At 40.1% G+C, this 22588-nt stretch carries 21 protein-coding genes; 13 read left to right on the forward strand and 8 right to left on the reverse strand.

Translation table 11 applies throughout. The annotated features are described in order from the left end of the window. The first annotated feature begins 688 nt into the window (after positions 1-688). The 5 genes from JN11_RS13565 (at position 689) to JN11_RS13580 (ending at position 6182) form a co-directional block, all read left to right on the forward strand. Positions 689-2743 carry a M13 family metallopeptidase gene (locus JN11_RS13565; protein WP_144913360.1) on the forward strand — a complete coding sequence of 685 codons (2055 nt, stop codon included), beginning with the start codon at positions 689-691 and terminating at the stop codon, positions 2741-2743. Positions 2744-2866: 123 nt separating this feature from the next. Continuing rightward, a complete protein-coding gene (locus tag JN11_RS24965) occupies positions 2867-3217 on the forward strand; it encodes a hypothetical protein (RefSeq protein WP_394348827.1) in 351 nt (116 codons plus the stop codon). Further along, a complete protein-coding gene (locus tag JN11_RS24970) occupies positions 3205-4920 on the forward strand; it encodes a M13 family metallopeptidase (protein WP_394348828.1) in 1716 nt (571 codons plus the stop codon). The genes JN11_RS24965 and JN11_RS24970 overlap by 13 nt, the downstream gene beginning before the upstream one ends. Before the next feature lie 60 nt (positions 4921-4980). Further along, entirely contained in the window at positions 4981-5574 is a 594-nt protein-coding gene (gene pnuC / locus JN11_RS13575) for a nicotinamide riboside transporter PnuC (protein WP_246139007.1), read from the forward strand. A 77-nt stretch (positions 5575-5651) separates the two neighbouring features. Then, positions 5652-6182 (forward strand): AAA family ATPase, encoded by a 531-nt coding sequence (locus JN11_RS13580; RefSeq protein ID WP_144913363.1) that lies wholly within the window; start codon positions 5652-5654, stop codon positions 6180-6182. 58 nt (positions 6183-6240) lie between these two features. Here JN11_RS13580 and JN11_RS13585 read toward each other — a convergent pair whose 3' ends face one another. Continuing rightward, complete coding sequence (locus tag JN11_RS13585; RefSeq protein WP_144913364.1) at positions 6241-7221, reverse strand: deoxyhypusine synthase family protein; 981 nt, start codon at positions 7219-7221, stop codon at positions 6241-6243. A gap of 108 nt (positions 7222-7329) precedes the next feature. Between JN11_RS13585 and JN11_RS13590 the strand changes: the two genes are divergently transcribed. From JN11_RS13590 to JN11_RS13610, 5 genes are all read left to right on the forward strand, one after another. Beyond that, positions 7330-8469: a BamA/TamA family outer membrane protein gene (locus tag JN11_RS13590; protein WP_144913366.1), complete on the forward strand. Its 1140-nt coding sequence runs from the start codon at positions 7330-7332 to the stop codon at positions 8467-8469. Between the two features lie 191 nt (positions 8470-8660). Continuing rightward, a complete protein-coding gene (locus JN11_RS13595; RefSeq protein ID WP_144913368.1) occupies positions 8661-9239 on the forward strand; it encodes a LemA family protein in 579 nt (192 codons plus the stop codon). A 112-nt stretch (positions 9240-9351) separates the two neighbouring features. After that, positions 9352-9786, forward strand: a complete 435-nt coding sequence (locus tag JN11_RS13600) for a TPM domain-containing protein (protein WP_144913370.1) — start codon at positions 9352-9354, stop codon at positions 9784-9786. A 10-nt stretch (positions 9787-9796) separates the two neighbouring features. Beyond that, positions 9797-10645: a TPM domain-containing protein gene (locus JN11_RS13605; RefSeq protein ID WP_211360755.1), complete on the forward strand. Its 849-nt coding sequence runs from the start codon at positions 9797-9799 to the stop codon at positions 10643-10645. 181 nt (positions 10646-10826) lie between these two features. After that, the gene (locus JN11_RS13610; RefSeq protein WP_144913371.1) at positions 10827-11378 is read left to right on the forward strand and encodes an NUDIX hydrolase; all 552 of its coding nucleotides are present in this window, start codon (positions 10827-10829) and stop codon (positions 11376-11378) included. A gap of 25 nt (positions 11379-11403) precedes the next feature. On the opposite strand, the gene JN11_RS13615 is transcribed toward JN11_RS13610, so the two are convergent. Continuing rightward, positions 11404-12819: an NHL repeat-containing protein gene (locus JN11_RS13615; protein WP_144913373.1), complete on the reverse strand. Its 1416-nt coding sequence runs from the start codon at positions 12817-12819 to the stop codon at positions 11404-11406. A gap of 211 nt (positions 12820-13030) precedes the next feature. Between JN11_RS13615 and JN11_RS13620 the strand changes: the two genes are divergently transcribed. Continuing rightward, entirely contained in the window at positions 13031-13489 is a 459-nt protein-coding gene (locus JN11_RS13620; protein WP_144913375.1) for a DUF4920 domain-containing protein, read from the forward strand. A gap of 124 nt (positions 13490-13613) precedes the next feature. On the opposite strand, the gene carB is transcribed toward JN11_RS13620, so the two are convergent. The 3 genes from carB to panD form a co-directional block, all read right to left on the reverse strand. Next, the gene (gene carB / locus JN11_RS13625; RefSeq protein WP_144913376.1) at positions 13614-16430 is read right to left on the reverse strand and encodes a carbamoyl-phosphate synthase large subunit; all 2817 of its coding nucleotides are present in this window, start codon (positions 16428-16430) and stop codon (positions 13614-13616) included. A 181-nt stretch (positions 16431-16611) separates the two neighbouring features. Further along, entirely contained in the window at positions 16612-17562 is a 951-nt protein-coding gene (locus JN11_RS13630; protein WP_144913378.1) for an energy transducer TonB, read from the reverse strand. A 28-nt stretch (positions 17563-17590) separates the two neighbouring features. Further along, positions 17591-17941 carry an aspartate 1-decarboxylase gene (panD, locus tag JN11_RS13635; protein ID WP_144913380.1) on the reverse strand — a complete coding sequence of 117 codons (351 nt, stop codon included), beginning with the start codon at positions 17939-17941 and terminating at the stop codon, positions 17591-17593. 348 nt (positions 17942-18289) lie between these two features. Here panD and greA point away from each other — a divergent pair, with 348 nt between their 5' ends. Both greA and JN11_RS13645 read left to right on the forward strand, forming a co-directional pair. After that, on the forward strand, positions 18290-18763 hold the full coding sequence (gene greA, locus JN11_RS13640) for a transcription elongation factor GreA (protein WP_144913381.1): 474 nt from the start codon (positions 18290-18292) through the stop codon (positions 18761-18763). A gap of 76 nt (positions 18764-18839) precedes the next feature. Further along, complete coding sequence (locus JN11_RS13645) at positions 18840-19238, forward strand: HIT family protein (RefSeq protein WP_144913383.1); 399 nt, start codon at positions 18840-18842, stop codon at positions 19236-19238. A gap of 138 nt (positions 19239-19376) precedes the next feature. On the opposite strand, the gene ruvC is transcribed toward JN11_RS13645, so the two are convergent. The 3 genes from ruvC to JN11_RS13660 are packed head-to-tail and all read right to left on the reverse strand — an operon-like array spanning position 19377 to position 22586. After that, positions 19377-19949, reverse strand: coding sequence for a crossover junction endodeoxyribonuclease RuvC (gene ruvC / locus JN11_RS13650; RefSeq protein WP_144913385.1), 573 nt, complete (start codon positions 19947-19949; stop codon positions 19377-19379). A 59-nt stretch (positions 19950-20008) separates the two neighbouring features. Next, positions 20009-20644, reverse strand: a complete 636-nt coding sequence (aat, locus tag JN11_RS13655; protein WP_144913386.1) for a leucyl/phenylalanyl-tRNA--protein transferase — start codon at positions 20642-20644, stop codon at positions 20009-20011. A gap of 10 nt (positions 20645-20654) precedes the next feature. Then, positions 20655-22586 carry a DUF3857 domain-containing protein gene (locus tag JN11_RS13660; protein ID WP_170227754.1) on the reverse strand — a complete coding sequence of 644 codons (1932 nt, stop codon included), beginning with the start codon at positions 22584-22586 and terminating at the stop codon, positions 20655-20657. Positions 22587-22588 lie beyond the last annotated feature (2 nt).

Here is a 22588-nt window from a genome sequence, read left to right on the forward strand (position 1 = left end):
AAAGTCATGAAAATCAAAAATAATATTATGCATGCATAGTAAAAAATATCTTCAAAAAAAAAAGAGAGCTCTTTTGAAGCTCCCTTTCCCCTAATTAATTTAAACTATTGATTAAACCCAAAACAAAGAACAAATAAATCCCAGCTTGGGCGTCTGAGAATTCAAAAACAATATTTTTTCATTGGTAGATGTATATTATTTTTCACAGATTGTATGCAGGGCTGCTAACTTCTTTACAAATGTTAAGCCAAAAATTATTTTTTATCGTTGTTACTAAAAAAACAAGCCCAGCATGCGTTCAAATTTTTTTTTCTACCGGTAGCCGAATTCAGTTAAAATATCTATTTTTATCAATCCGCTATTAGCCATTATCGGTAAAACAATGCGTTTTCATTCATTAAACGCTGTTTTTTACTCAAACATGGAAAACAGTGTTTATAAATCAATGGCATATCGCTAATGCGATATTTAAAAATGGATCAATTTTAAAAACGGTTTATAATATGCGAATATAGCTCAATTAAGCATATTTTAGCATAAAAATGCTTTTTTTTTGTTATTTGCCTACAAAAAATGAATATTTATTTGGCCTATTGTCCAAAAAAAGCTTCAAAGTCGGTTTTTTTAGAAATTTGTCCGATATTTCATACATCTGTTGTATTTTATTAGCTACATTAAAAACATATTAATGCGTAAAAACCCTTATATTAAAGCATTCCTGGCATCGGCCATGGGTGCCTCTTTATTATTAAGTGCCTGCAAAAATAAAACGCCTAACACTGCAGAGAACGATATAATATTTAAAGATCTGGATACCACGATTAAACCAGGGGATGATTTTTTTAAGTATGCCAATGGAGGATGGCTTAAAAAAAATCCCATTCCGGCAGCTTATTCATCGTGGGGAATTGGCAATGTAGTGGAAGAAGAACTGCGTGACAGACTAAAAAAAATAAATGAAGACGCTTTAAAGGCCGAAGCTCCCAAAGGCAGTAACACCCAAAAAATAGGCGATTTTTATTTTAGCGGACTTGATACCGCGGATATTGAGAAACAAGGATTGGATCCGCTTAAACCGGAATTAAGCAAAATTGATAGTATTAAGGATATCAAAAGTCTTATTGATGAGTTTGCGCATTTGGCAACTATAGGAGTTGAATCACCTATTGCTGCCTACATTGGTCAAGATGCCAAAAACAGCAATAAAAACATGCTGCAACTGTACCAGGGTGGCATTGGCCTGCCCAACAGGGATTACTATTTCAACACCGATCAGCATAGTGTTGATATCCGTACAGATTATCAGCAAAAACACCTGCCTATACTTTACAAACTATCAGGCTTTACTTCAGACGAAGCCTTAACGGCCAGTAATAACACTTATTCGCTTGAAAAATTCCTGGCAGAAAATTCCCGGAAACTGGAGGACCTTCGCGACCCATATCATAACTACAACAAAATGCCATTAAGCGGCCTCGATAAACTGGCACCGGACATTGACTGGAAAAATGCATTTGAAAAAATGGATTATAAAAATGTCGACACGGTAATAGTTGGTCAGCCGGAATATTACATAGCCTTAAATAAAGCGTTAAAAACCGTTTCCATAAATGATTGGAAAAATTACCTCCGTAAAAATTTAATAACTGCCTTTGGTTCTTATTTAAGCAAACCCTTTGATGTGGAAATGTTCCGTTTTTACGGCACCATATTAAATGGTAACAAAGAACAGCTACCACGCTGGAAACGGGTATTGGATACCGAGAACGAGCTGATGGGTGAGGTGCTTGGGCAGATTTTTGTTAAAGAATACTTCCCCGAAAAAACCAAAAAACGCTATGTTGACCTTGTGGAAGCGATGCGCAGCACTTTTAAAGAGCACATTCAAAAGCTAAGCTGGATGAGCGAGCAAACCAAGCAAAAAGCGTATGATAAACTAGCGAAAGTAACCCCTAAAGTAGGCTATCCGGATAAATGGAAGAATTTTTCGACACTTACTGTTAACCGGGGACCGTATGCGTTAAATGTTATGCGGGCAAATAATTTCTGGCATCACTACGAGGCCAACAAACTAGGTAAACCTGTTGACCGTACTGAATGGGGCATTACACCGCAAACCTATAATGCATACTACAATCCATCAAATAACGAAATTGTACTGCCTGCGGCTCAATTTTTGGTTCCGGGAGTTAAGGATGATGATCTGGATGATGCCGTGGTATACGGTTACGCCGCTGCCTCAACCATTGGCCATGAAATGACACATGGCTTTGATGATGAAGGCCGCCAGTTTGATGCTGCCGGTAATTTAAAAGAATGGTGGTTACCGCAGGATTCTATAAAATTTACCGAGCGGGCACAAATGCTGGTTAACCAATTTAACGGTTATAGCATTTACGGCCTGCATGTAAATGGCAAAGCCACCCAGGGCGAAAACATTGCCGATTTAGGCGGGATAGTAATAGGGCTGGATGCTTTCAAAAAAACGGATCAGTATAAAGAAGGTAAATCAATAAACGGTTTAACACCTGAACAACGCTTCTTTTTAGGTTATGCATTAGGCTGGCTGGGACAAACACGCAAAGAAGCATTATCAAGCCAGATCCTGACTAATGAACACGCTCCCGGATTTATGCGCGTAAACGGGCCATTTACCGATGTGCCTGAATTTTATGATGCATTCCACATTAAAAAAGGTGATAAGATGTGGCTCGATACCAATAAACGGGTTACCATCTGGTAATTGAATAACAACAAACAAAGGCGTAAATTTTACGCCTTTGTTTGTTTTAAGGCATATTATTTTTACACATCATAGCTGATTACAGGATGATATTTTAATTAAGTTTGTTATAAACCATTCACTATGCAAAAAATTTACAAAAAACCTGTCCTTTATATCACAGCACTTACAGCCTTAGCTTTGTGTGCCTATCAAACTAAAACCATAATCGATAAACCTAATGATCCTGTTTATCAAAACATTGATCCTTTGGTTAGTCCCGGTGCTGATTTCTTTCTGTACGCTAATGGTACCTGGTTTAAGAACAATCCCATACCTGCAGCCTATTCAAGCTGGGGCATAGGCAACGAGGTTACCGAAGAGATCCGTGATCGCCTTAAAAAAATAAATGAAGATGCTTTAAAAGCTAATGCCTCAAAGGATCATCAACCCAAAAAATTGGTGATTTTTATTATAGCGGCATGGATAGCATAGGCATTGAAAAAGCAGGCATTGCCCCTTTGCAGGCACAATTAACATTAATTGACCAGGTAAACAATGCCACAGATATATTAAATGCAGCTGCCATATTAAGCACTACTAGTACCCGCAACATTATTGGCCTGCGCGTAAGTCAGGATGATAAAAATAGCTCCAAAATGATGGTGCAGCTAGGCCAGGCAGGCTTAGGTTTGCCCAATCGCGATTATTATTTTAAGACCGATGCCCGCACTACCCGTATCCGTACCGATTACAACAGCAAATACTTACCAACCCTATTACAATTATCGGGCTGGGATGAACAAAAAGCACAGGCAGGTGCCAAAAGTGCTTATGCAATTGAAAAGTTTTTGGCCGATAGCAGCCGTAAACTGGAAAACTTACGCGATCCGTATCGCAACTATAACAAAATGACGCTGGCTGATTTAAATAGCTTAGCTCCAGACATTAACTGGACCGGCCTGTTTAAAACCATGGAACTAAAGCCTGTTGACACGGTAATAGTTGGTCAGCCGGAGTATTACCGTGCAGTAAATACCGCTTTAAAAACTTTTTCTATTGATGATTGGAAGGCCTATCTGAGACTTAAGCTGATTATTTCTTATGCTCCTTATTTAAATAATGCTTTTGCTGATGAAAGCTTCAGATTTTCGGGCAAGCTTTTGCGCGGACAAAAAGAGCAATTGGTACGCTGGAAACGGGTGTTGGATACTGAAAACGGCATAATGGGCGAATTGCTGGGACAACTGTTTGTTAAAGAATATTTCCCTGAGAAAAGCAAGGAAAGATATGTAGCAATGGTTGAGGCAATAAGAGAGGCTTATCGCGAGCATATTACCAAGCTGGATTGGATGAGCCCGGAAACCAAACAGAAAGCGTTGGTTAAATTGGCTGCTATCCATCCAAAAGTTGGCTATCCTGATCAATGGAAAGATTTTTCGGCCCTAAATATCAACCGGGGATCATATGCAGGCAACGTGATGAATGCACGCCACTGGCAATACCTGGTTAATATTGATAAACTAGGTAAGCCGGTTAATCACCAGGAATGGAACATGACGCCGCAAACCTATAATGCCAATTACAGCCCATCAAACAATGAAATTACTTTACCTGCTGCTCAATTATTAATACCGGGCATAAAAGATGAAGATGTGGACGATGCCGTAGCCTATGGCTATGTGGCAGCCTCTGTTATCGGTCATGAAATTACTCATGGATTTGATGACGAAGGACGTTTGTTTGATGCTAAAGGCAATTTAAAAGCCTGGTGGACACCACAAGACTCAGTGAAATTTACCCAAAGGGCCCAAATGCTGGTTGATCAGTTTAACGGTTATGTAGTACTTGATAGCCTGCACGTTAACGGCAAGGCAACCCTTGGCGAAAACATTGCTGATTTGGGCGGCATTGTTTTAGGGGTGGATGCCTTTAAAAAGACGAAGCAATATAAAGAAGGCAAAAAAATTAACGGACTTACGCCAATGCAGCGTTTCTTTTTAGGATATGCCTTAAGCTGGAAAATAAAAGAACGCGACGAGGCCCTGGCCAACCAGATATTAACGGATGTACATGCTCCTGCATTTTTAAGGGTTAACGGCCCCTTCACCGACGTACCAGAATTTTATGAAGCTTTTAACATCAAAAAAGCCGACAAAATGTGGCTGGATCCGGATAAAAGGGTCAGGATTTGGTAACAATGCATTTGCTTTACTGCTGATTTAAGGCGGTTCTGCTATATTTGATCAATGCAAATAATGCACATTCTTCAGGGCTGGTGGGTGCATCAGTCCTGGCTTGAAATTGTTGGGGTAATTACCGGTCTTTTGTGCGTTTATCTCGCTGCAAAAAATAAAATCCTGAACTGGCCATTTGCCATAATCAGCGTTGGCACCTACATTTTTATTTTTTTCAATTCGCACTTATATGCCGACATGGGCCTGCAGGTATATTTTATGGCCATGAATATTTATGGTTGGTATTACTGGAGCCACAAACCTGTCAATGAAAAAAAAACGCCGGTAGTATTAATGACCCAAAAGGAAATAATCCTCTCCATAATTGCAGTAGTTATCTTTACCTTTTTTTTAGGTACTGTATTAAAGTATACCCCCGCCTCATACCCGTATATTGATAGTTTTTGTGCAGCATGCAGCCTCATTGCGCAGGTGCTTTTAGCCCGAAAGGTTTTGGAAAATTGGCTCATCTGGGTTTTTGTTGATGTAATATATGTAGGGGTTTATATTTTTAAAGGACTTGATTTAACCGCATTAATGTATGCCATTTATGTTGCTATTGCGCTAATGGGGTATATTGACTGGAAAAAGGATTACAAAAAACAGGTTATTTGATTTCGAATCTCGGAGGTTCGATTTCGGAATTAAAAAAAAAAGAGAATAAGGTTAATCGATACTTTAGAGAATAAGGAATGGAAATAAAAAAAATAGCAGTAGTGGGCCCTGAGTCAACAGGTAAATCTACCATGTCGGCTTATCTGGCCAAACATTACCAAACTGTTTGGGTACCCGAATATGCCCGTGGCTATTGCGAAAAGCTAACCGAGCCACCAACCTGGCAGGATGAGATAAATATGTTTTATGGACAGCTGACATTGGAGCAGGACTTATTACCGCAGGCCAATCAGATCCTGATCTGCGATACTACTTTCATCACCGTAAAAATATGGAGCGACCAGATGTTTGGCAAATCGCCTCAGGAAGTATTGGACGAACTGCCCAAACATCCTTATGATCTTTACCTCCTTTTAGATATCGACCTTCCATGGCAGGATGACCCTCTCCGCGACTTCCCGCACATGCGCGAGCATTTTATGGATGTATGGCATAAAGAATTGCAGGCATTAGATGCCAATTACAAAGTGATATCAGGCTCCGGCCCCGAAAGATACACAAGCGCAATAACTGAGATCGACGCGTTTATAAAGGCAAACTCATTGTAAACTAATAGAGCCGCAACAAATGCGGCTCTAAATATTATTAAGGATTAAATCTAAATTACTATTGGCCTAATATCCAGGCGAAGATCAGTGGAGCTACAATGGTAGCATCACTTTCTACAATAAATTTCGGTGTATGAATATCTAATTTACCCCAGGTAATTTTCTCATTTGGTACAGCGCCTGAGTAAGAACCATAGGAAGTAGTTGAGTCAGAGATCTGGCAAAAATAGCTCCAGAATGGAATCTCAGGCATTTCCATATCCTGATATAACATCGGCACCACGCAAATCGGGAAATCGCCGGCGATACCACCACCAATTTGGAAAAAACCGATTCCCTTACCTGATGAATTTTTAACATACCAATCGGCCAACCAAGCCATATATTCAATACCACTTTTCATGGTAGTTGGTTTTATCTCGCCTTTTATAACATACGATGCAAAAATATTACCCATAGTACTATCTTCCCATCCCGGTACAACTATTGGCAGGTTCTTTTCGGCAGCGGCCAACATCCATGAATTTTTGGGGTCAATTTCATAATACTGCTCCAGCTCGCCGCTCAGCAATATTTTGTACATAAATTCATGCGGGAAAAAGCGTTCGCCATTGGTATCAGCATCTTTCCATATTTTATGAATATGTTTCTGTAAACGACGGAAAGCTTCTTCTTCCGGGATACAGGTATCGGTAACACGGTTATAATGGTTCTCTAACAAATCCCACTCATCCTGCGGACTTAAATCGCGGTAATGCGGTACGCGTTTGTAGTGTGAGTGTGCAACCAGGTTCATTATATCCTCTTCAAGGTTAGCACCTGTACATGATATAATGTCAATTTTACCCTGACGGATCATTTCCGCCAATGATATACCCAACTCAGCAGTACTCATTGCGCCTGCTAAGGTCACCATCATTTTGCCGCCTTCTAACAGGTGTGTTTCATAGCCTTTTGCAGCATCAACCAATGCAGCGGCGTTAAAATGCAGGTAATTTCTTTCAATAAACTGCGATATGGGTCCTTTCGTAGTGCTCATAACTGATCAATAAAATTTGGGCAAAAGTAGGTATTTTGTACGAACTGGTGATTTAAAAATCTTAATGCCTAAAACAAATACTTAAAAATTACCTTTGCATTGCTGGACATGAAGAAACTCTTTACTTTATTACTTACTTTCATCTGCTTTCAATCAGCTTTTGCACAATTAAATTTCCTGCCGAAGTTTATCAGGAAAATGTATTTCAATAAGGATACAAGCAGAAAATCAAGCTTCCTGATTGTTCCGGCCTTAAGCTCATCGCCCGAAACTGGCCTTGAGTTTGGCGGTGCAGCCATTCTTTCCTTTTATTCAGATACTGTACATCGCGAAACACGTGTTTCGAGCTTATTCGGATATGCTACCATTACCACTAAAGGACAAGCTAAGCTAAGTCTAAATACCAGTTACTGGACATCCCAAAATAAATGGCATTACACCTCAAGTGTAAGCTATTACAATTACCCTTTTGATTTTTATGGAATAGGTAACAATACGAAACTATCTAACATAGATCCGGTAGAGGAAAAACGTTATAAATTTTCCTTTGGCGGCGAGAAACTTTTTGGTGACCGCTTTTATTTGGGTTATGTACTTGGAGCTGTGAAATATTTTTACAAGTATCAGCCAGATCCATATGCTACCATTAACTACGATCCTTTAGTAGAAGACAAACACGGTGGCGACATCATTTACATTGGCCCAAGCTTTACTTATGATACCCGCAACAATAATACCTATACTACCAGTGGTATGATAATAAGTACTTACTACAATTTAATGCAGGGTATTTATTTCAATAATTTTTACAGGGGCGGCTTTTTCAATATTGAATATTCGCAGTTCTTTTTACTGGCACCTCCACTTGTGTTAGGGCTGGATGTGCAGGAACAAAGCCTTACCGGAGGCCAATCTCCTTTTTATTTAATGCCCCAAATGGGCAGCGACGAAATGATGCGTGGTTATTACCAGGGCCGCTATCGCGACAGGAATTACATAGCGGGACAAACAGAACTGCGTTACCGTATTGACAAAAGATGGGGGCTTGCCGCTTTTGCTGGCACCGGTGAGGTTTTCCATAATACCTTCAGCGCCGAACAGCTAAAGCCAAACTATGGAGGCGGTATACGCTACTTTTTTGATGTTCAAAAAGGACTTGCTATCCGGCTTGATTATGGTGTTGGTCAAAAACCTGCCGGGGAACCGCGCCAAAGTGGTTTTTATATAGCGCTGGGGCAATCATTCTAAAAAAATGATTCTTAACACCTTTGTGTAATAATACCCGTTCATGGTACACTTAAGCCTGTGCTTATCATTACATTTGATTACATTTACCTAACACGTTGCCATAATGGCATAATCAGCAGGTAATTGTAACATCGGTATGTGTTTTGTAATCATATATTAAAATTACCTACTTAAATCAAAAAGCATTTAATATGAAAAATTTATTAATAGCACTCGGCGTTATTGTATTCATTTGTCTAATAGGCGGATGCAGCTATAACGGGATGGTTTCAAAAGACGAAAACGTAAAAGCTAAATGGGGGGCGGTTGAATCACAATATCAACGTAGAAGCGATTTGATCCCTAACCTGGTTGCTACCGTAAAAGGTGCGGCCAACTTTGAAAAAAGCACACTGGTTGAAGTAACTGATGCCCGTGCAAGAGCCACTTCCATACAGGTAGATCCCAGCAAGCTAGATCCGGCAAGCATACAAAAATACCAGGCTGCCCAAGGGCAGTTAAGTACCGCTTTGGGACGGTTACTGGTAGCATCCGAAAATTATCCCGATCTTAAATCAAACAGCAATTTCACTAACCTGCAGGCATCATTGGAAGGAACTGAAAATCGTATCAACGTTGCCCGACTGGATTATAACTCAGCTGTACAGGAATACAATACTTCTATCCGTTCATTCCCGGCAGTAATAACTGCACGCCTGTTTGGTTTTAATGAAAAAGGTAGTTTTGAAGCAGAAGCCGGAGCTGAAAGAGCGCCAAAAGTGTCATTTTAATAAAGGATTTCACCGATGGAAATGATTACACCGATTAGCAATGTTGATCAGTGTAATCATCCCCAATAAATCGATGAAATCATAATAATAATCAGTGTAATCACATAAAATAATGGCTCTATTTACCGACGAGGAACAACAGCGAATCCGCACCGCAATTGAAGAGGCTGAAAAAAATACATCCGGACAGATTCGGGTCTGTATTGAAAAAAAGTGTACGGAAGAGGTGCTTGATCGCGCTGCTAAATATTTCAAGCAGCTAAATATGCATAAAACCAGGCTCCGCAACGGGGTGCTGATTTATGTGGCCACTGTTGACCGTAAGTTTGCCATTATTGGTGATGCGGGCATTAATAAAGCTGTTCCTGAAGGTTTTTGGGATGATACTAAAGAGGATATGCTACAGCACTTTAAGTATGGTAACATTATAGAAGGCATTGTTACCGGCCTTGCTATTGCAGGCGAGCATCTGCAAAAATACTTCCCTCATGAAACCAACGGCACCAATGAGCTATCAGACGATATTGCCTTTATGGATGGCGAATAAACATAAAACAATGTTCAAAAAATCTATCATATTTTTTTCTCTGTTGCTTATAGGCTTTTTTGCTTTAGCACAGCAGCTACCCCCAAAATCAAACACGCTGGTTACCGATTATACTAATACACTTTCGGCATCCGACCAGCAACAACTGGAGCAAAAGCTGGTAGCTTTTGATGACTCAACCTCAACGCAGATAGCTGTAGTAATTATCAAATCTGTGGGCGATTACGACATTAACGAATATGGTCAAAAATTGGGACGTGCCTGGGGGATTGGTCAGCAGGGCAAAAATAACGGCGTACTTATCCTGGTTGCCATAACAGATCGTAAGGTTACTATTCAAACGGGCTATGGTGCTGAAGGGCCATTACCTGACGTCATAACCAATCAGATCATCCAGAATGACATTACGCCACACTTCAAGCAAAGCGATTATTATGGTGGCTTAGATGCTGCCACTAATGATGTGATAAGGTACATGAAGGGCGAGTACAAAGTTGTTAATAAACCTATAAAGAATAATGTTGATGATGACAACACCGGCAGCTACTTTATACTTATTGTTATCGTAATAGTGATCCTTATTATCATCTTCAGGAACAGGGGAGGCGGAGGCGGCCGAATTTATGGAGGCCGCGGCAGCGCAAGTCCGTTCTGGTGGTTTCTTGGTGGTTCTTTACTGGGAGGCAGCGGCGGTGGCTGGGGTGGTTTCTCTAACGGCAATGGCGGATTTGGTGGCGGCGGCGGAGACAGCGGTGGCGGTTTCGGCGGATTTGGTGGCGGCGGCGGAGACAACGGTGGCGGTTTCGGCGGATTTGGTGGCGGTGATTTTGGTGGTGGCGGATCAAGTGGAAGCTGGTAGAAAATTAATTATGCGAATAGTTTAGTACCAGGTTTGTAAAGTGGCAGACCTGGTACGCTAAATCCCCCGATTGAATATTGTTTACAATTTCTAAACGAAAAACATTCCACTTTACGGGGCATTTCATACATTAGCAGCAATAACATTAAGCTATTAACTATTACCCACCAATTCCCCATTCATGAATTATAAAAATCTGATCTGGAAAAAACTTTCATCTCATTATTTGCATAAGGGCCCATGGGCCACACTACGGTCAGACAGATGCGAAATGCCGAGCGGACATATTGTTGAAGACTATTACGTTTTGGAATATAATAATTGGGTTAATGCAGTTGCCATAACCGAGGATAATAAAATTTTAATGGTGCATCAATACCGGCATGCCGCCGGGATAGTTTCTTTGGAAATTCCAGGAGGTGTTATTGATGAAGGGGAATCAGCGGAACAAGCCATACGCCGCGAATTGCTGGAAGAAACCGGCTATCAGTTTGATGATTTTGAACTGCTGTGTACCATTTACGCTAACCCTTCTACAGCAAATAACCACACCACTTGTTACCTGGCTAAAGGAGGTAAAAAAGTACAGGAGCAACACCTTGATGAACAAGAAGAACTCATTGTAGAAACCTATACTATTGACGAAGTAAAACAGCTGCTGGCTGATAACAAAATAGCCCAGGCATTACATTGCACCGGGCTATTCTATGCTTTAATGAAGTTAGGGGTATAAAATTATCCCTAATCTTTTAATTTCTTTATTGAATTAAGGTAACCACAATTTTGCGTATGCAATTGTTGTTTTTATCGGCCACATAAATATTTCCGCTGGCATCAACTGCAATAGCCTGTGGATTACTAAACAAGGCAGCTGTACCCGTTCCGTCAGTATATCCCGAAACATTTGCTGTTCCTGCTAATACATACAGAACATTCCCTGTAGTATACTCTAACACACGCCCAGATTCGTCTGTGATAAACAGATTTCCTGTTTTATCAATAGCAATTGCCGAAGGTAAGTTAAGTACTGTTTTTTGTATTGCACCACCAGCTACTGTGGTAGTGACACCATCAGGAGTAGTTACCTTGCGGATGGCAGAATTTGACTGATCGGCCACATAAACATTATTACTTGCATCAAGTACCAGTCCGTTTGGATAATTAAATTCAACCGACTGGTTGGTACCATTAATATAACCGGCATTCGGTTTAATAGGGTATCCAGAAAGCGAGCTCGCAACACCTGCAGGAGTTACTTTTCTAATCACATTATTTCCTCTGTCAGTAATATACAAATTACCAGCCGAGTCAAAAGCAACATCTGTAGGGGTATCATATTCAATACTTGATGCTGTTGATCCGTCAACAAAACCTTGATAACCATTACCTGAGAAAGTACTTACTACACCCGCTGTTGTAATTTCACGAATCACATTGTTACCAACATCAGCAACGTATAAATTACCCTGACTATCAAAAGCTAAGCCTGCCGGTGCATAAAATTCTGCAGTAGCAATTGGCCCGTTTTGTAAACCAGCATTCCCGTCTCCGGCATAAGTAGTAACCACTCCGGCCGGGCTAATTTCCCTTATCTTGTTATTATAAGTATCTGAAACAAATATATTCCCTTTGCTATCAACAGCTAATCCTTGTGGATTATTAAAGGTAGCACTTGTTCCGGTTCCATCAGTACTACCTGGAGTTGCACTACCTGCAAATGTACTTACCGTTGCTGATAATGCTGTTAAGCTGGAGCTTGTGGTGAATTTGGTTACACCTCCGTAGCCCGTACCAAGTCCGTTAGTTGTATAAGCCCTAACATAATAGGTGGTATTTGGTGTTAAACCGGTTAATTCACTGGTATAAGCATAATTGCCTAAACCCTGAAGTTGCAATGCATCAGATGTTTTAGAATCAGCAGTTGTCGGTGTGCTATTTGTAGAGCTATAACAAACACCATTAGCGGTTAATACAGAATAACCAAAATTGGTTATTGTACCACCACTTTCGGCAGTAGTTGTAGTAACATTTATAATTACACCATTTGTTACCACGGTAGGTATGCTGGTATCAGTTGTACCTGTTGTAGAAGATTTACTGCAACCAGTGCCTGTTAAAGCAATTAATAAAACAAATGATGGTAAAAATAATATGCGTAGTAAGGGGTTTTTCATGCAAAAAAATCAATAAGGGATAACAATCTCAAATTCTTATTACTAAAGTATAATTCAACTGCAATTATAGGCTTAATATTGCTTGAAATAAAGAATTTTAACAAATATTAACAACAGCTCCGTATTACCATTTTTATCACCTGTTTATATCTTGCAATACCCTGTTATTTAATTTAAAAAACCAGGCAATCATTTAGTTGTTATAATTATTATGAAATCATTAGCAATAATATTTATGTGCTACCTGTGCTTTGCAGGCACTTGCCTGGCACAGCCGGTAAGCAAAGGAACCGTTTACGGCACAAAACCTACCCCAACACAAGTAATTGAAGCCAGCAAACTGGAAGCCTTTATGGGTAATAAAGTCCGTATAACAACTGATATAAAAGGTAAAGTTTTAAAAGTAACAAAGCAAAAAGGGGGGTGGTTTGATATTGATGCCGGAAATGGAAAGACCATCACAGCTCACTTCAGCAAATATGATATTACTATTCCATCGGAGCTAAAGGGTCACTATATCATTGCCGAAGGCATTGCCCAAAAGCAATTTATAGCTGATGATGGGCAACATATGGCCGGTGATACACCTGTTGGTAAAAAGCAACATACAGTAAACGCAGACCCAAAAAGAAGTATCACTTTTGAGGTAAATGGCCTGGTGGTAGAGTAACTCCCTGCCCCTGAAGGGGGAGTATGCTTAAAAAGATGTTTTGAGTATAAAAAAGGCGGATAACATTATTTAATGTATCCGCCTTTCATATTAATTACTAATTTCCTGTTCCTTCTTTAGGGGGTTACCGGCTCAAGTACATTGATTTCTCTTTATACAGGTGCCTGAAGTATGGATCTTGCAGGTTAGGGATAAAGCGGATGGCTTCTCCTGTTGATTTCATTTCAGGGCCAAGCTCCTTGCTTACTTCCGGGAATTTATCGAACGAGAACACCGGCTCTTTTATCGCATAGCCCCAAAGCTTGCGCTCAATTGTAAAGTCTTTAAGTTTATTTACACCCAGCATCACTTTTGCAGCTATGTTGATGTAAGGCACATCATAAGCTTTTGCAATGAACGGTACGGTACGTGATGCTCTTGGGTTAGCCTCAATTACATATACCTTATCATTTTTTATAGCGAACTGGATATTCAGCAAGCCCAATACGTTTAATGCCTTGGCAATTTTAATGGTATATTCTTCCATCTGGCTAATGGCACTGTCTGACAGATCGAAGGGCGGCAATACAGCAAATGAATCGCCAGAGTGGATACCTGCAGGTTCTATATGCTCCATCAAACCAACAATGTGTACATCATCGCCATCACTTATTGAGTCGGACTCCGCTTCAGCAGCGCGGTCAAGGAAATGGTCAATTAACACACGGTTTCCGGGCAGGTTGCGTAATAAACTTACTACAGCCTTTTCAAGGTCCTCGTCATTTATAACAATACTCATTCCTTGTCCACCCAATACATAACTTGGGCGAACCAGTACGGGGTAACCTACTTCGTGTGCCACTTCAAGAGCTTCTTCAGCACTTTCGGCAACACCATATTTAGGGTATGGAATATTAAGTTCCTTCAACAGGTCAGAGAAACGACCACGATCCTCGGCAATATCCATGTTGTTAAATGAGGTACCGATAATTTTAATACCATGTTCATGCATTTTCTCCGCCATTTTCAAAGCGGTTTGTCCACCCAACTGAACAATTACACCATAAGGTTTTTCCAGCTCGATGATTTCGCGTACATGCTCCCAGTAAACCGGCTCAAAGTATAACTTATCGGCCATGTTAAAATCGGTAGAAACCGTTTCAGGGTTACAGTTAACCATGATGGCCTCAAAGCCCGATTCTTTGGCAGCAAGCAGGCCGTGCACGCAGCTATAATCAAACTCAATACCCTGCCCAATACGGTTAGGGCCAGAACCCAATACAATTATTTTTTTCTTGTCGGATACGATGGACTCATTTTCGCCCTCGTAAGTTGAATAGTAGTAAGGCGTTTTTGCCGGGAACTCAGCTGCACAGGTATCAACCATTTTGTACACCCTGCGGATGTTTAATGCTTGCCTGCGTTGGTAAACGTCTTCTTCGGTAACATTGCCTAAAATATAAGCTATCTGTGTATCTGAAAATCCTTTTTGTTTTAACAGGAAGAAGAAATCTTCAGGGATGTTATTTAATGAATAGCGGCGCAGTTCATTCTCCAAATTCACTACTTCCATTATTTGGTTCAGGAACCAGCGGTCAATTTTGGTAGCTTTTCTTACAGATTCAATAGGCACGCCCAGGCTCAATGCATCATATACATGGAACAACCTGTCCCAGCTTGGATGCTCCAGGCTGTACATAATTTCATCCAGGTTACGGTTCTGCCTACCATCGGCACCTAAACCGGCGCGGCCAATTTCTAAACTTTGGCAAGCTTTCTGCAAGGCCTCAATAAAGCTGCGGCCTATACCCATTACCTCACCTACTGATTTCATTTGAAGGCCAAGCTCTTTGTTGGCTCCTTTAAATTTATCGAAGTTCCAGCGTGGTATTTTAACGATCACATAATCAAGCGTCGGCTCAAAATAAGCAGAGGTTGTTTTGGTGATCTGGTTTTCTATTTCATCTAAGTTGTATCCGATAGCCAGTTTTGCAGCAATCTTGGCAATTGGATATCCTGTTGCTTTTGACGCTAATGCTGATGACCTTGATACACGCGGGTTAATTTCTATGGCGATGATAGCCTCATCTGCCGGGTTTACCGAGAATTGCACATTACAACCACCCGCAAAATTACCGATGGCACGCATCATTTTGATGGCCTGGTTACGCATTGACTGGTAGCAACGATCGCTCAGTGTCATTGCAGGTGCAACAGTTATCGAGTCGCCGGTATGGATACCCATGGGGTCAAAGTTCTCGATAGAGCAGATGATGATTACGTTATCATTATTATCGCGCAGCAACTCCAGCTCATATTCTTTCCAGCCCAGTACAGCTTGCTCAACCAATACTTCGTGCGTTGGTGATGCCTGCAAACCACGACTTAAAGCGGCATCAAAATCTTCTTTTTTATGTACAAAGCCTGCTCCCTTGCCCCCTAAGGTATAGCTTGGGCGGATAACCAGCGGAAAGCCAATTTCCTGTGCAGCTTCTTTACCCTCTAAAAACGAATTGGCAATTTTTGATCTGGCAACACCTACACCGATATCAACCATTAATTGGCGGAATGCTTCGCGGTTTTCGGTTTTTTCAATGGCTGCAATGTCAACACCAACAATTTTTACGTTGTATTTGGCCCAGATACCGCGCTCGGCTGCTTCGATACAAAGGTTAAGGGCAGTTTGGCCGCCCATAGTAGGTAATACGGCATCAATCTGTTGTTCCTTTAAAATTTGTTCGATGCTTTCGCAGGTAAGCGGCAACAGGTAAACATGATCGGCAATAACCTTATCCGTCATGATAGTAGCCGGGTTGCTGTTGATGATAGATACTGATATGCCTTCCTCTTTTAAAGAAAGAGCGGCTTGGGAGCCTGCATAATCAAATTCACAGGCCTGACCAATAATAATAGGGCCTGAACCAATAATTAAAACGGATTTGATGGAGGTATCTTTTGGCATGATCTTTTTTTATTCAAGAATATTGCCTGCTGCGGGGGACTGCCAACTTAAAATTCCGATATTGATTTGTCCGTCGGAGGACCGCAATTCGGCTTCTTCTTGTCGGGGTGCAAAGATAGAAAAATATGACTATATGAGCCTTACTTTTTTACACTTTTATTGGAGATCTGAATTTATGACTTTATTCGGGTAAAGCAAAAGCTAATGGAATGGTATAGGCACATCTTACTGGCCGGCCAAACTGAAAGCCTGGAATCCATTTTGGAGACTCAGTTATTACCCTTACTCCTTCCTGATCAATAGAGGGGCAAACTGTTCTAACTACCTTAACACTAGTTACACTTCCACTTTCATCAACAACAAAATCAATAACTAATTTTCCTTGTATATTTTGCTTTCTAGCATCGTGAGGATAATGTATACTGGATGAAAGGTATTGGGAAAAAGCATTAAGGCCCCCATTAAATTGAGGTACAACTTCTCTCGTTGTGTAAGTTGTGATTTGTCCATCATCAAATACAGCCTTGCCATTTATCAAATGGCCATCTTTATAATTTTCGGTATAATTAGCTTTGTGAGGCACTGCTGAATATCCTTTCCAAACCCCATCGCGCTTTCCCTCTTTTACTGCCCCCTCTTCATCTACCTGTTTAAAAGTTTCATCATAGGCTTTATAGTGCCCTTTACCATTTTGAACAAATACCTTCCCCAATGAGTCATAATTGGCCGTTATTAAAAAATCGTCATCACTCCCATTATAAGTTCTGATAATATACGTTTTCCCATTGGGGTAAAATATGGTTTGTTGCCCTGTTAATTTTCCATCTTCGCTATAAAAAGAAATGCGCTGTTTGTTTCCATTTTGATAAAACTCAAGGCACTCCCCTTCAAACTTCAAAGGATTAACTTTAAAAGATTTGCCTGTTAATTTCTGCCGGCCGCCTTTATAAAACTCAGATACATTATATAAAACAGAGCCAGAATCAGGCTTGCTTATAATACGGATATAGTAAGCACTATCCATGGTAGGTACCTGTGTACCGTTCTTCTTGAAAAAGATCGTTTTTAATTGTTGTGCAAAGCTATTGCCGGCCAGCAATAATAAAATAGAAAAGATAAATACAGGTTTCATCAAAGTAATAGCATTAGGTGCTGCTAATTTACTTTATTAATTTATTATCCGGATCCGGGAATACTAAAATAGGCTCATAGTTTCTGGCCTCATCCATTTCCATGTATCCGTATGACATAATGATCACTATATCACCCACCTGTGCCAACCTTGCTGTGGCACCATTTAAGCAAATGGTACCTGTACCGCGTTCGCCGCGTATTACATAAGTTTCAAAACGGGCGCCATTATTGTTATTTACAATCTGAACTTTTTCATTGGCTATAATATTAGCCGCATCCATCAAATCCTCATCAATGGTAATGCTGCCCACATAGTTCAACTCTGCCTGGGTAACCTTTACACGGTGAAGTTTGGATTTTAATACTTCAATTATCATGGGGCAAAGTTATGAATATTTTTATGTTCAAAGCTGATAGTTGACAGTTGATTGCTAATGGCTGACACTATCGCTACGCCACACTTAACAAAACCATAACAATGCATATTTTGTTCATTATTAGACTAAAAAGTTGACTCATTATGACTCAAAACTCACTAAGCAAAGAAAAAATTTGGATTTTAAAATTTAAATCTCTTATCTTCGTTTAACACTAAACAAGACTATGTAGGCCTCGCCAATATAGTCTTGTTTGTTTTTAAGGTCATTGCGTCCTTCTCAAAAACAGGAGGGCGGTTTTTTTTGGGGGAAGCTCCAAAATTTTAAATTTTAATAAAACAGAGCGTTATGGCAGAGGTAGCATATTACACCAAAGAAGGTTTAGAAAAATTAAAGGAAGAATTACAGTATTTAAAAACTGTTGGCCGCGCCAACATGTCAAAAGCTATTGCAGAGGCCCGGGATAAGGGTGATCTTTCTGAAAACGCAGAGTACGATGCCGCCAAAGAAGCACAAGGCTTACATGAAGCCAAAATATCCCAGATGCAGGAAGCTGTTGCCAATGCACGCTTGCTTGATGAATCAAAGCTTGATTTATCAAAAGTGTTGGCTTTATCTATCGTTAAAATAAAAAACGTTAAAAATGGCACGGTAATGAGCTATCAGCTGGTATCAGAAACTGAGGCTGACCTTAAATCGGGCAAAATTTCGGTAACTTCACCTATTGCTAAAGGTTTATTGGGCAAAAAAGTAGGCGAAACCATTGAGATTACCGTACCTGCCGGAAAAATGGAATTTGAAATTTTAGAAATATCACGTTAGTAATGTTTATTCAGGTTGATTAAGTTCACAAAAAATAAACTTAATCAACCTGAAATAACCTAATCAATCCAGAGCCATGAGTATCTTCTCAAAAATAATATCCGGCGAGATTCCGGCGCATGTAGTAGCCGAAACTTTTGATTTCTTGGCTTTTTTGGACATCAATCCACTTGCTGAAGGGCATGTACTGGTAATCCCCAAAAAGGAGGTTGATTACATTTTTGATCTGGATGATGAAACTTATGCCGGCTTACAGATTTTTGCCAAAATAGTAGCTACAGGCATTAAAAAAGCAATTCCCTGCAAAAAGGTAGGCGTTGCTGTTATAGGCTTAGAAGTTCCTCATGCACATATCCATTTAATACCAATGAACAGGGTTGACGACATGAACTTTGCGCGGCCTAAACTTAGCTTCACTAAAGAACAACTGGAAACCACTGCTGAAAAAATTGTGCAGGCGTTGAAGATTAATTGATGTGCAAATTTCAAATGTGCGAATGCTTGGATCTAGCTTAAAAGATTATTTGCGCATTCAAAAAACATCTGCACATCTTCTAACTCATCTGCACATTTGCACATCCGAAATTCGCACATCTTCTATTCCATCTGCACATCAAACAATCCGTTTTGCATTATCCTTTACAAAAGTATCCCAGCCTGAGTAAGATTTTTTGCTGCCACCTTTCCCAGTTGGTATCCGCTGAAATGAATGACAAACGGCTACGGCCAAACCATCTGTAGCATCCAAAAAATCGGGCGTTTCTTTAAATTTTAATAGCTGTTGCAGCATGGAAGCAACTTGTTCTTTGGCAGCATTTCCGTTTCCAGTTATAGCTTGTTTTATTTTACGGGGAGCATATTCAGTTATCACCAAATTGCGCGATAAACCTGCTGCCATAGCCACCCCTTGTGCGCGGCCCAGCTTCAGCATCACCTGTATGTTTTTGCCATAAAACGGAGCCTCAAGCGCCATACAATCAGGCTTGTAATTATCAATAAGAGCAACTGTTTTTTCAAAAATACGTTGCAGCTTAAGCATATGATCATCAATGCTGTCCATCTTTACCACGCCAAGACTTATCAGTTCTATTTTAGGCCCGGTTTCTTTTATTAAACCATAACCCATTACAGCAGTGCCGGGGTCAATACCTAAAATTATACGCTCTTTGGGGATGATTATTTCCATTTAAATGAGTTGACCATTTTTATTTTCAGCGGACTGATAAAGAAATTCAAAGATACCATTCACAGAACAGATTTCCGGAGCATAGCCATATATTCTTCCCGGCTAACCATCCTGGCACCCATTGATTCCAGGTGTGGGGTGTGCATCTGGCAGTCAACCATGTCAAAACCCATACCGCACAAATAGATCAAAGCAACTTTTGAAGCATTGCTCATTTGGCTGAACATGCTTTCGCCACAAAAAACATTACCTGTTTTTACGCCGTATAGGCCGCCAACCAAATTGTTTGCATTCCATACTTCTATAGAGTGGGTATAGCCTTTTTGATGCAGGTTAATATAGGCTTCCATCATTTCATCGGTTATCCAGGTACCATCCTGGTCTTTACGTTCAACAGAGGAGCAAGCGGCGATCACCTTTTCAAAACATTGGTTAACCGTTACGGTGAACTTATTTGAGCGTAAAATCTGCCGCATCGATTTAGATACTTTAAGCTCAGCCGGAAAAATCACACAGCGTTCATGTGGCGAGTACCATAATATTGGGGTTTCATCACTATACCAGGGAAAAATACCACTTTGATAAGCCAGTAATAAACGCTCTGCAGAAAGGTCACCCCCTACAGCTAAAAGCCCGTCCGGATCAGCCAGATCCGGATCGGGAAATAGTAAACGTTCATCAAGCCTGAATATCATCAGGGCAAATTTACGCCTTACGGCGTATCACCAGCTTTTTATTTTGAGCTTTAACTATAGCATCAAGGTATTGTTGCATCTCCGTATATTTTGCAGCAGGAATAACATGGTTGGTTAAATTAAACTTGGCAATACTGGTTACCTGATTCTTTGCAGCATCATAAGTGTAGTTCACTTCATAATTGCCATAGGTAAATTTCAAGGCTTGGTTTGTTGGCAATGTCTCTACCTCAAAACCCTGTGGCAGATCAATAGTGGTAACACTCTTTTTTTCTCGCGGGAAGTCAAAATAGTAATCCGTTTTCCTTTTTTCAAGGATTGGCACGGTCTGATCCCATAAGGTAAATGCCAAAGGGCGATAAAATTGCTTATCACCTGATTTTATATCGCAAAATTTATCAAACTCAAGATTCAGTTCAACTTCTTTGGTGCCGTTAATGTCCTTTCCAAAAGTAAAATCAAATGCAGAAGGCTGTTTGATACCGAGGCCCGTAAGCAAAGCTTCCTTTTGTTCGTCAGTTTTCATGGCTGACATATCGATATACTCTTGGCGATATTCCCCAGTCCCCAATATTTTAATTTGCGCTTTCGCGCCGCCATCTCCATCTAATACAATGTGCGTATTACTATCGAACTGATTTTCTTGAGCAGTACTTTTTGGCGTGTTTACCAATTTACCTCCATTTTCGGTAACCAGTAAAGCACGCCTGTTTTCGGTAAATGAACCCAATACACCAAATGGTGCTGTGGTGCTTGTGCATTCAAGCCAGGTAGTATCATTTTTAAAAGGCACGCACAGAATCACATGGTTAAATGAATCAAACGGGAACAAAGGATCTGCTGGTTCCTTATTCGCTTCCGCGTTAATTATTGCAGAATAAGATGTTATATTAACAGCTTTTAACAAAGCTGACATATAATTAGACAGCGCCTTACAATCACCATATTTTTTTTGATCAACAAATGTGGCCGGAAACGGTTTTAATCCTCCGATACCTAATTGGATACTTACATATCGCATATTTTGCTGCATATAATTATATAAAAACCTGGCTTTCTCTTTCTCTGTTTTTATGGTATCAGTCATTTTCCTTATTTCAACTTCCCGTTCAGGACTAAGCGTGCTCACATCTGCATATAAGCTTCTCAGCCACTTTCCATAACTTCCCCAGCTACTAAAATCACCAGGCATACCATAAAATTCAAAATAATTTGATGCAAATTCAATTTTTGGCAAAACACGCCATGATACAGCACCTTCTTCGGGCTTAACGGCTTTTAAGTTTAACACCTTCCATGAGTAAGTATCTATATTATCAGCCATATTTTTCTCCGGTTTAATGTTTATGTTCTTATTCATATACCGAAAACCAGCATCCTTATTTATAGAAAGGTGGTAATATTCATTTTGTACCGATTGCTCAGCGTTTTGTATATACCATGTATCCAGATCTATTAAACTAGTTTCATCTTCTTCATATTCCTGTTCAATAGTTACAGGATATGATGCAATGGTGTGTTTTACTCCAAGAAACCGATCGTCAGTAACCAGTGAAAAGCCATCATCGGCCGCACCATCATACATGTCGCTTTTATGATATTTCTTTATCAATACACCTTTTTCATCATAAACATGCATTTCAATACCGCTGTAAGTATCATACTTTTTATTGTATTGCATTGCCATTGTGGCCTCATGATCACCCTTTTCATTCAGTATGGTAACAATTGTATGATGCTTAACGATTAATTTTCCAGGCCCTTTAACATTCTGAGTAATATCAGAATACCTGACCACCGAATTTGCATTCTCTTTAAGAGAATCGGGGATATTTGCAGCTACATACAATTCTTTAGGCAGGTCTTGAGCCTGTGATTTTGAAACAGTGGTTAATAACGCTATTATAAAACATAGCACACAATTATAATATCTTTTGTACATGA

Origin of the sequence: Mucilaginibacter frigoritolerans (assembly GCF_007830615.1) — a bacterium.
Lineage (GTDB): Bacteria > Bacteroidota > Bacteroidia > Sphingobacteriales > Sphingobacteriaceae > Mucilaginibacter > Mucilaginibacter frigoritolerans.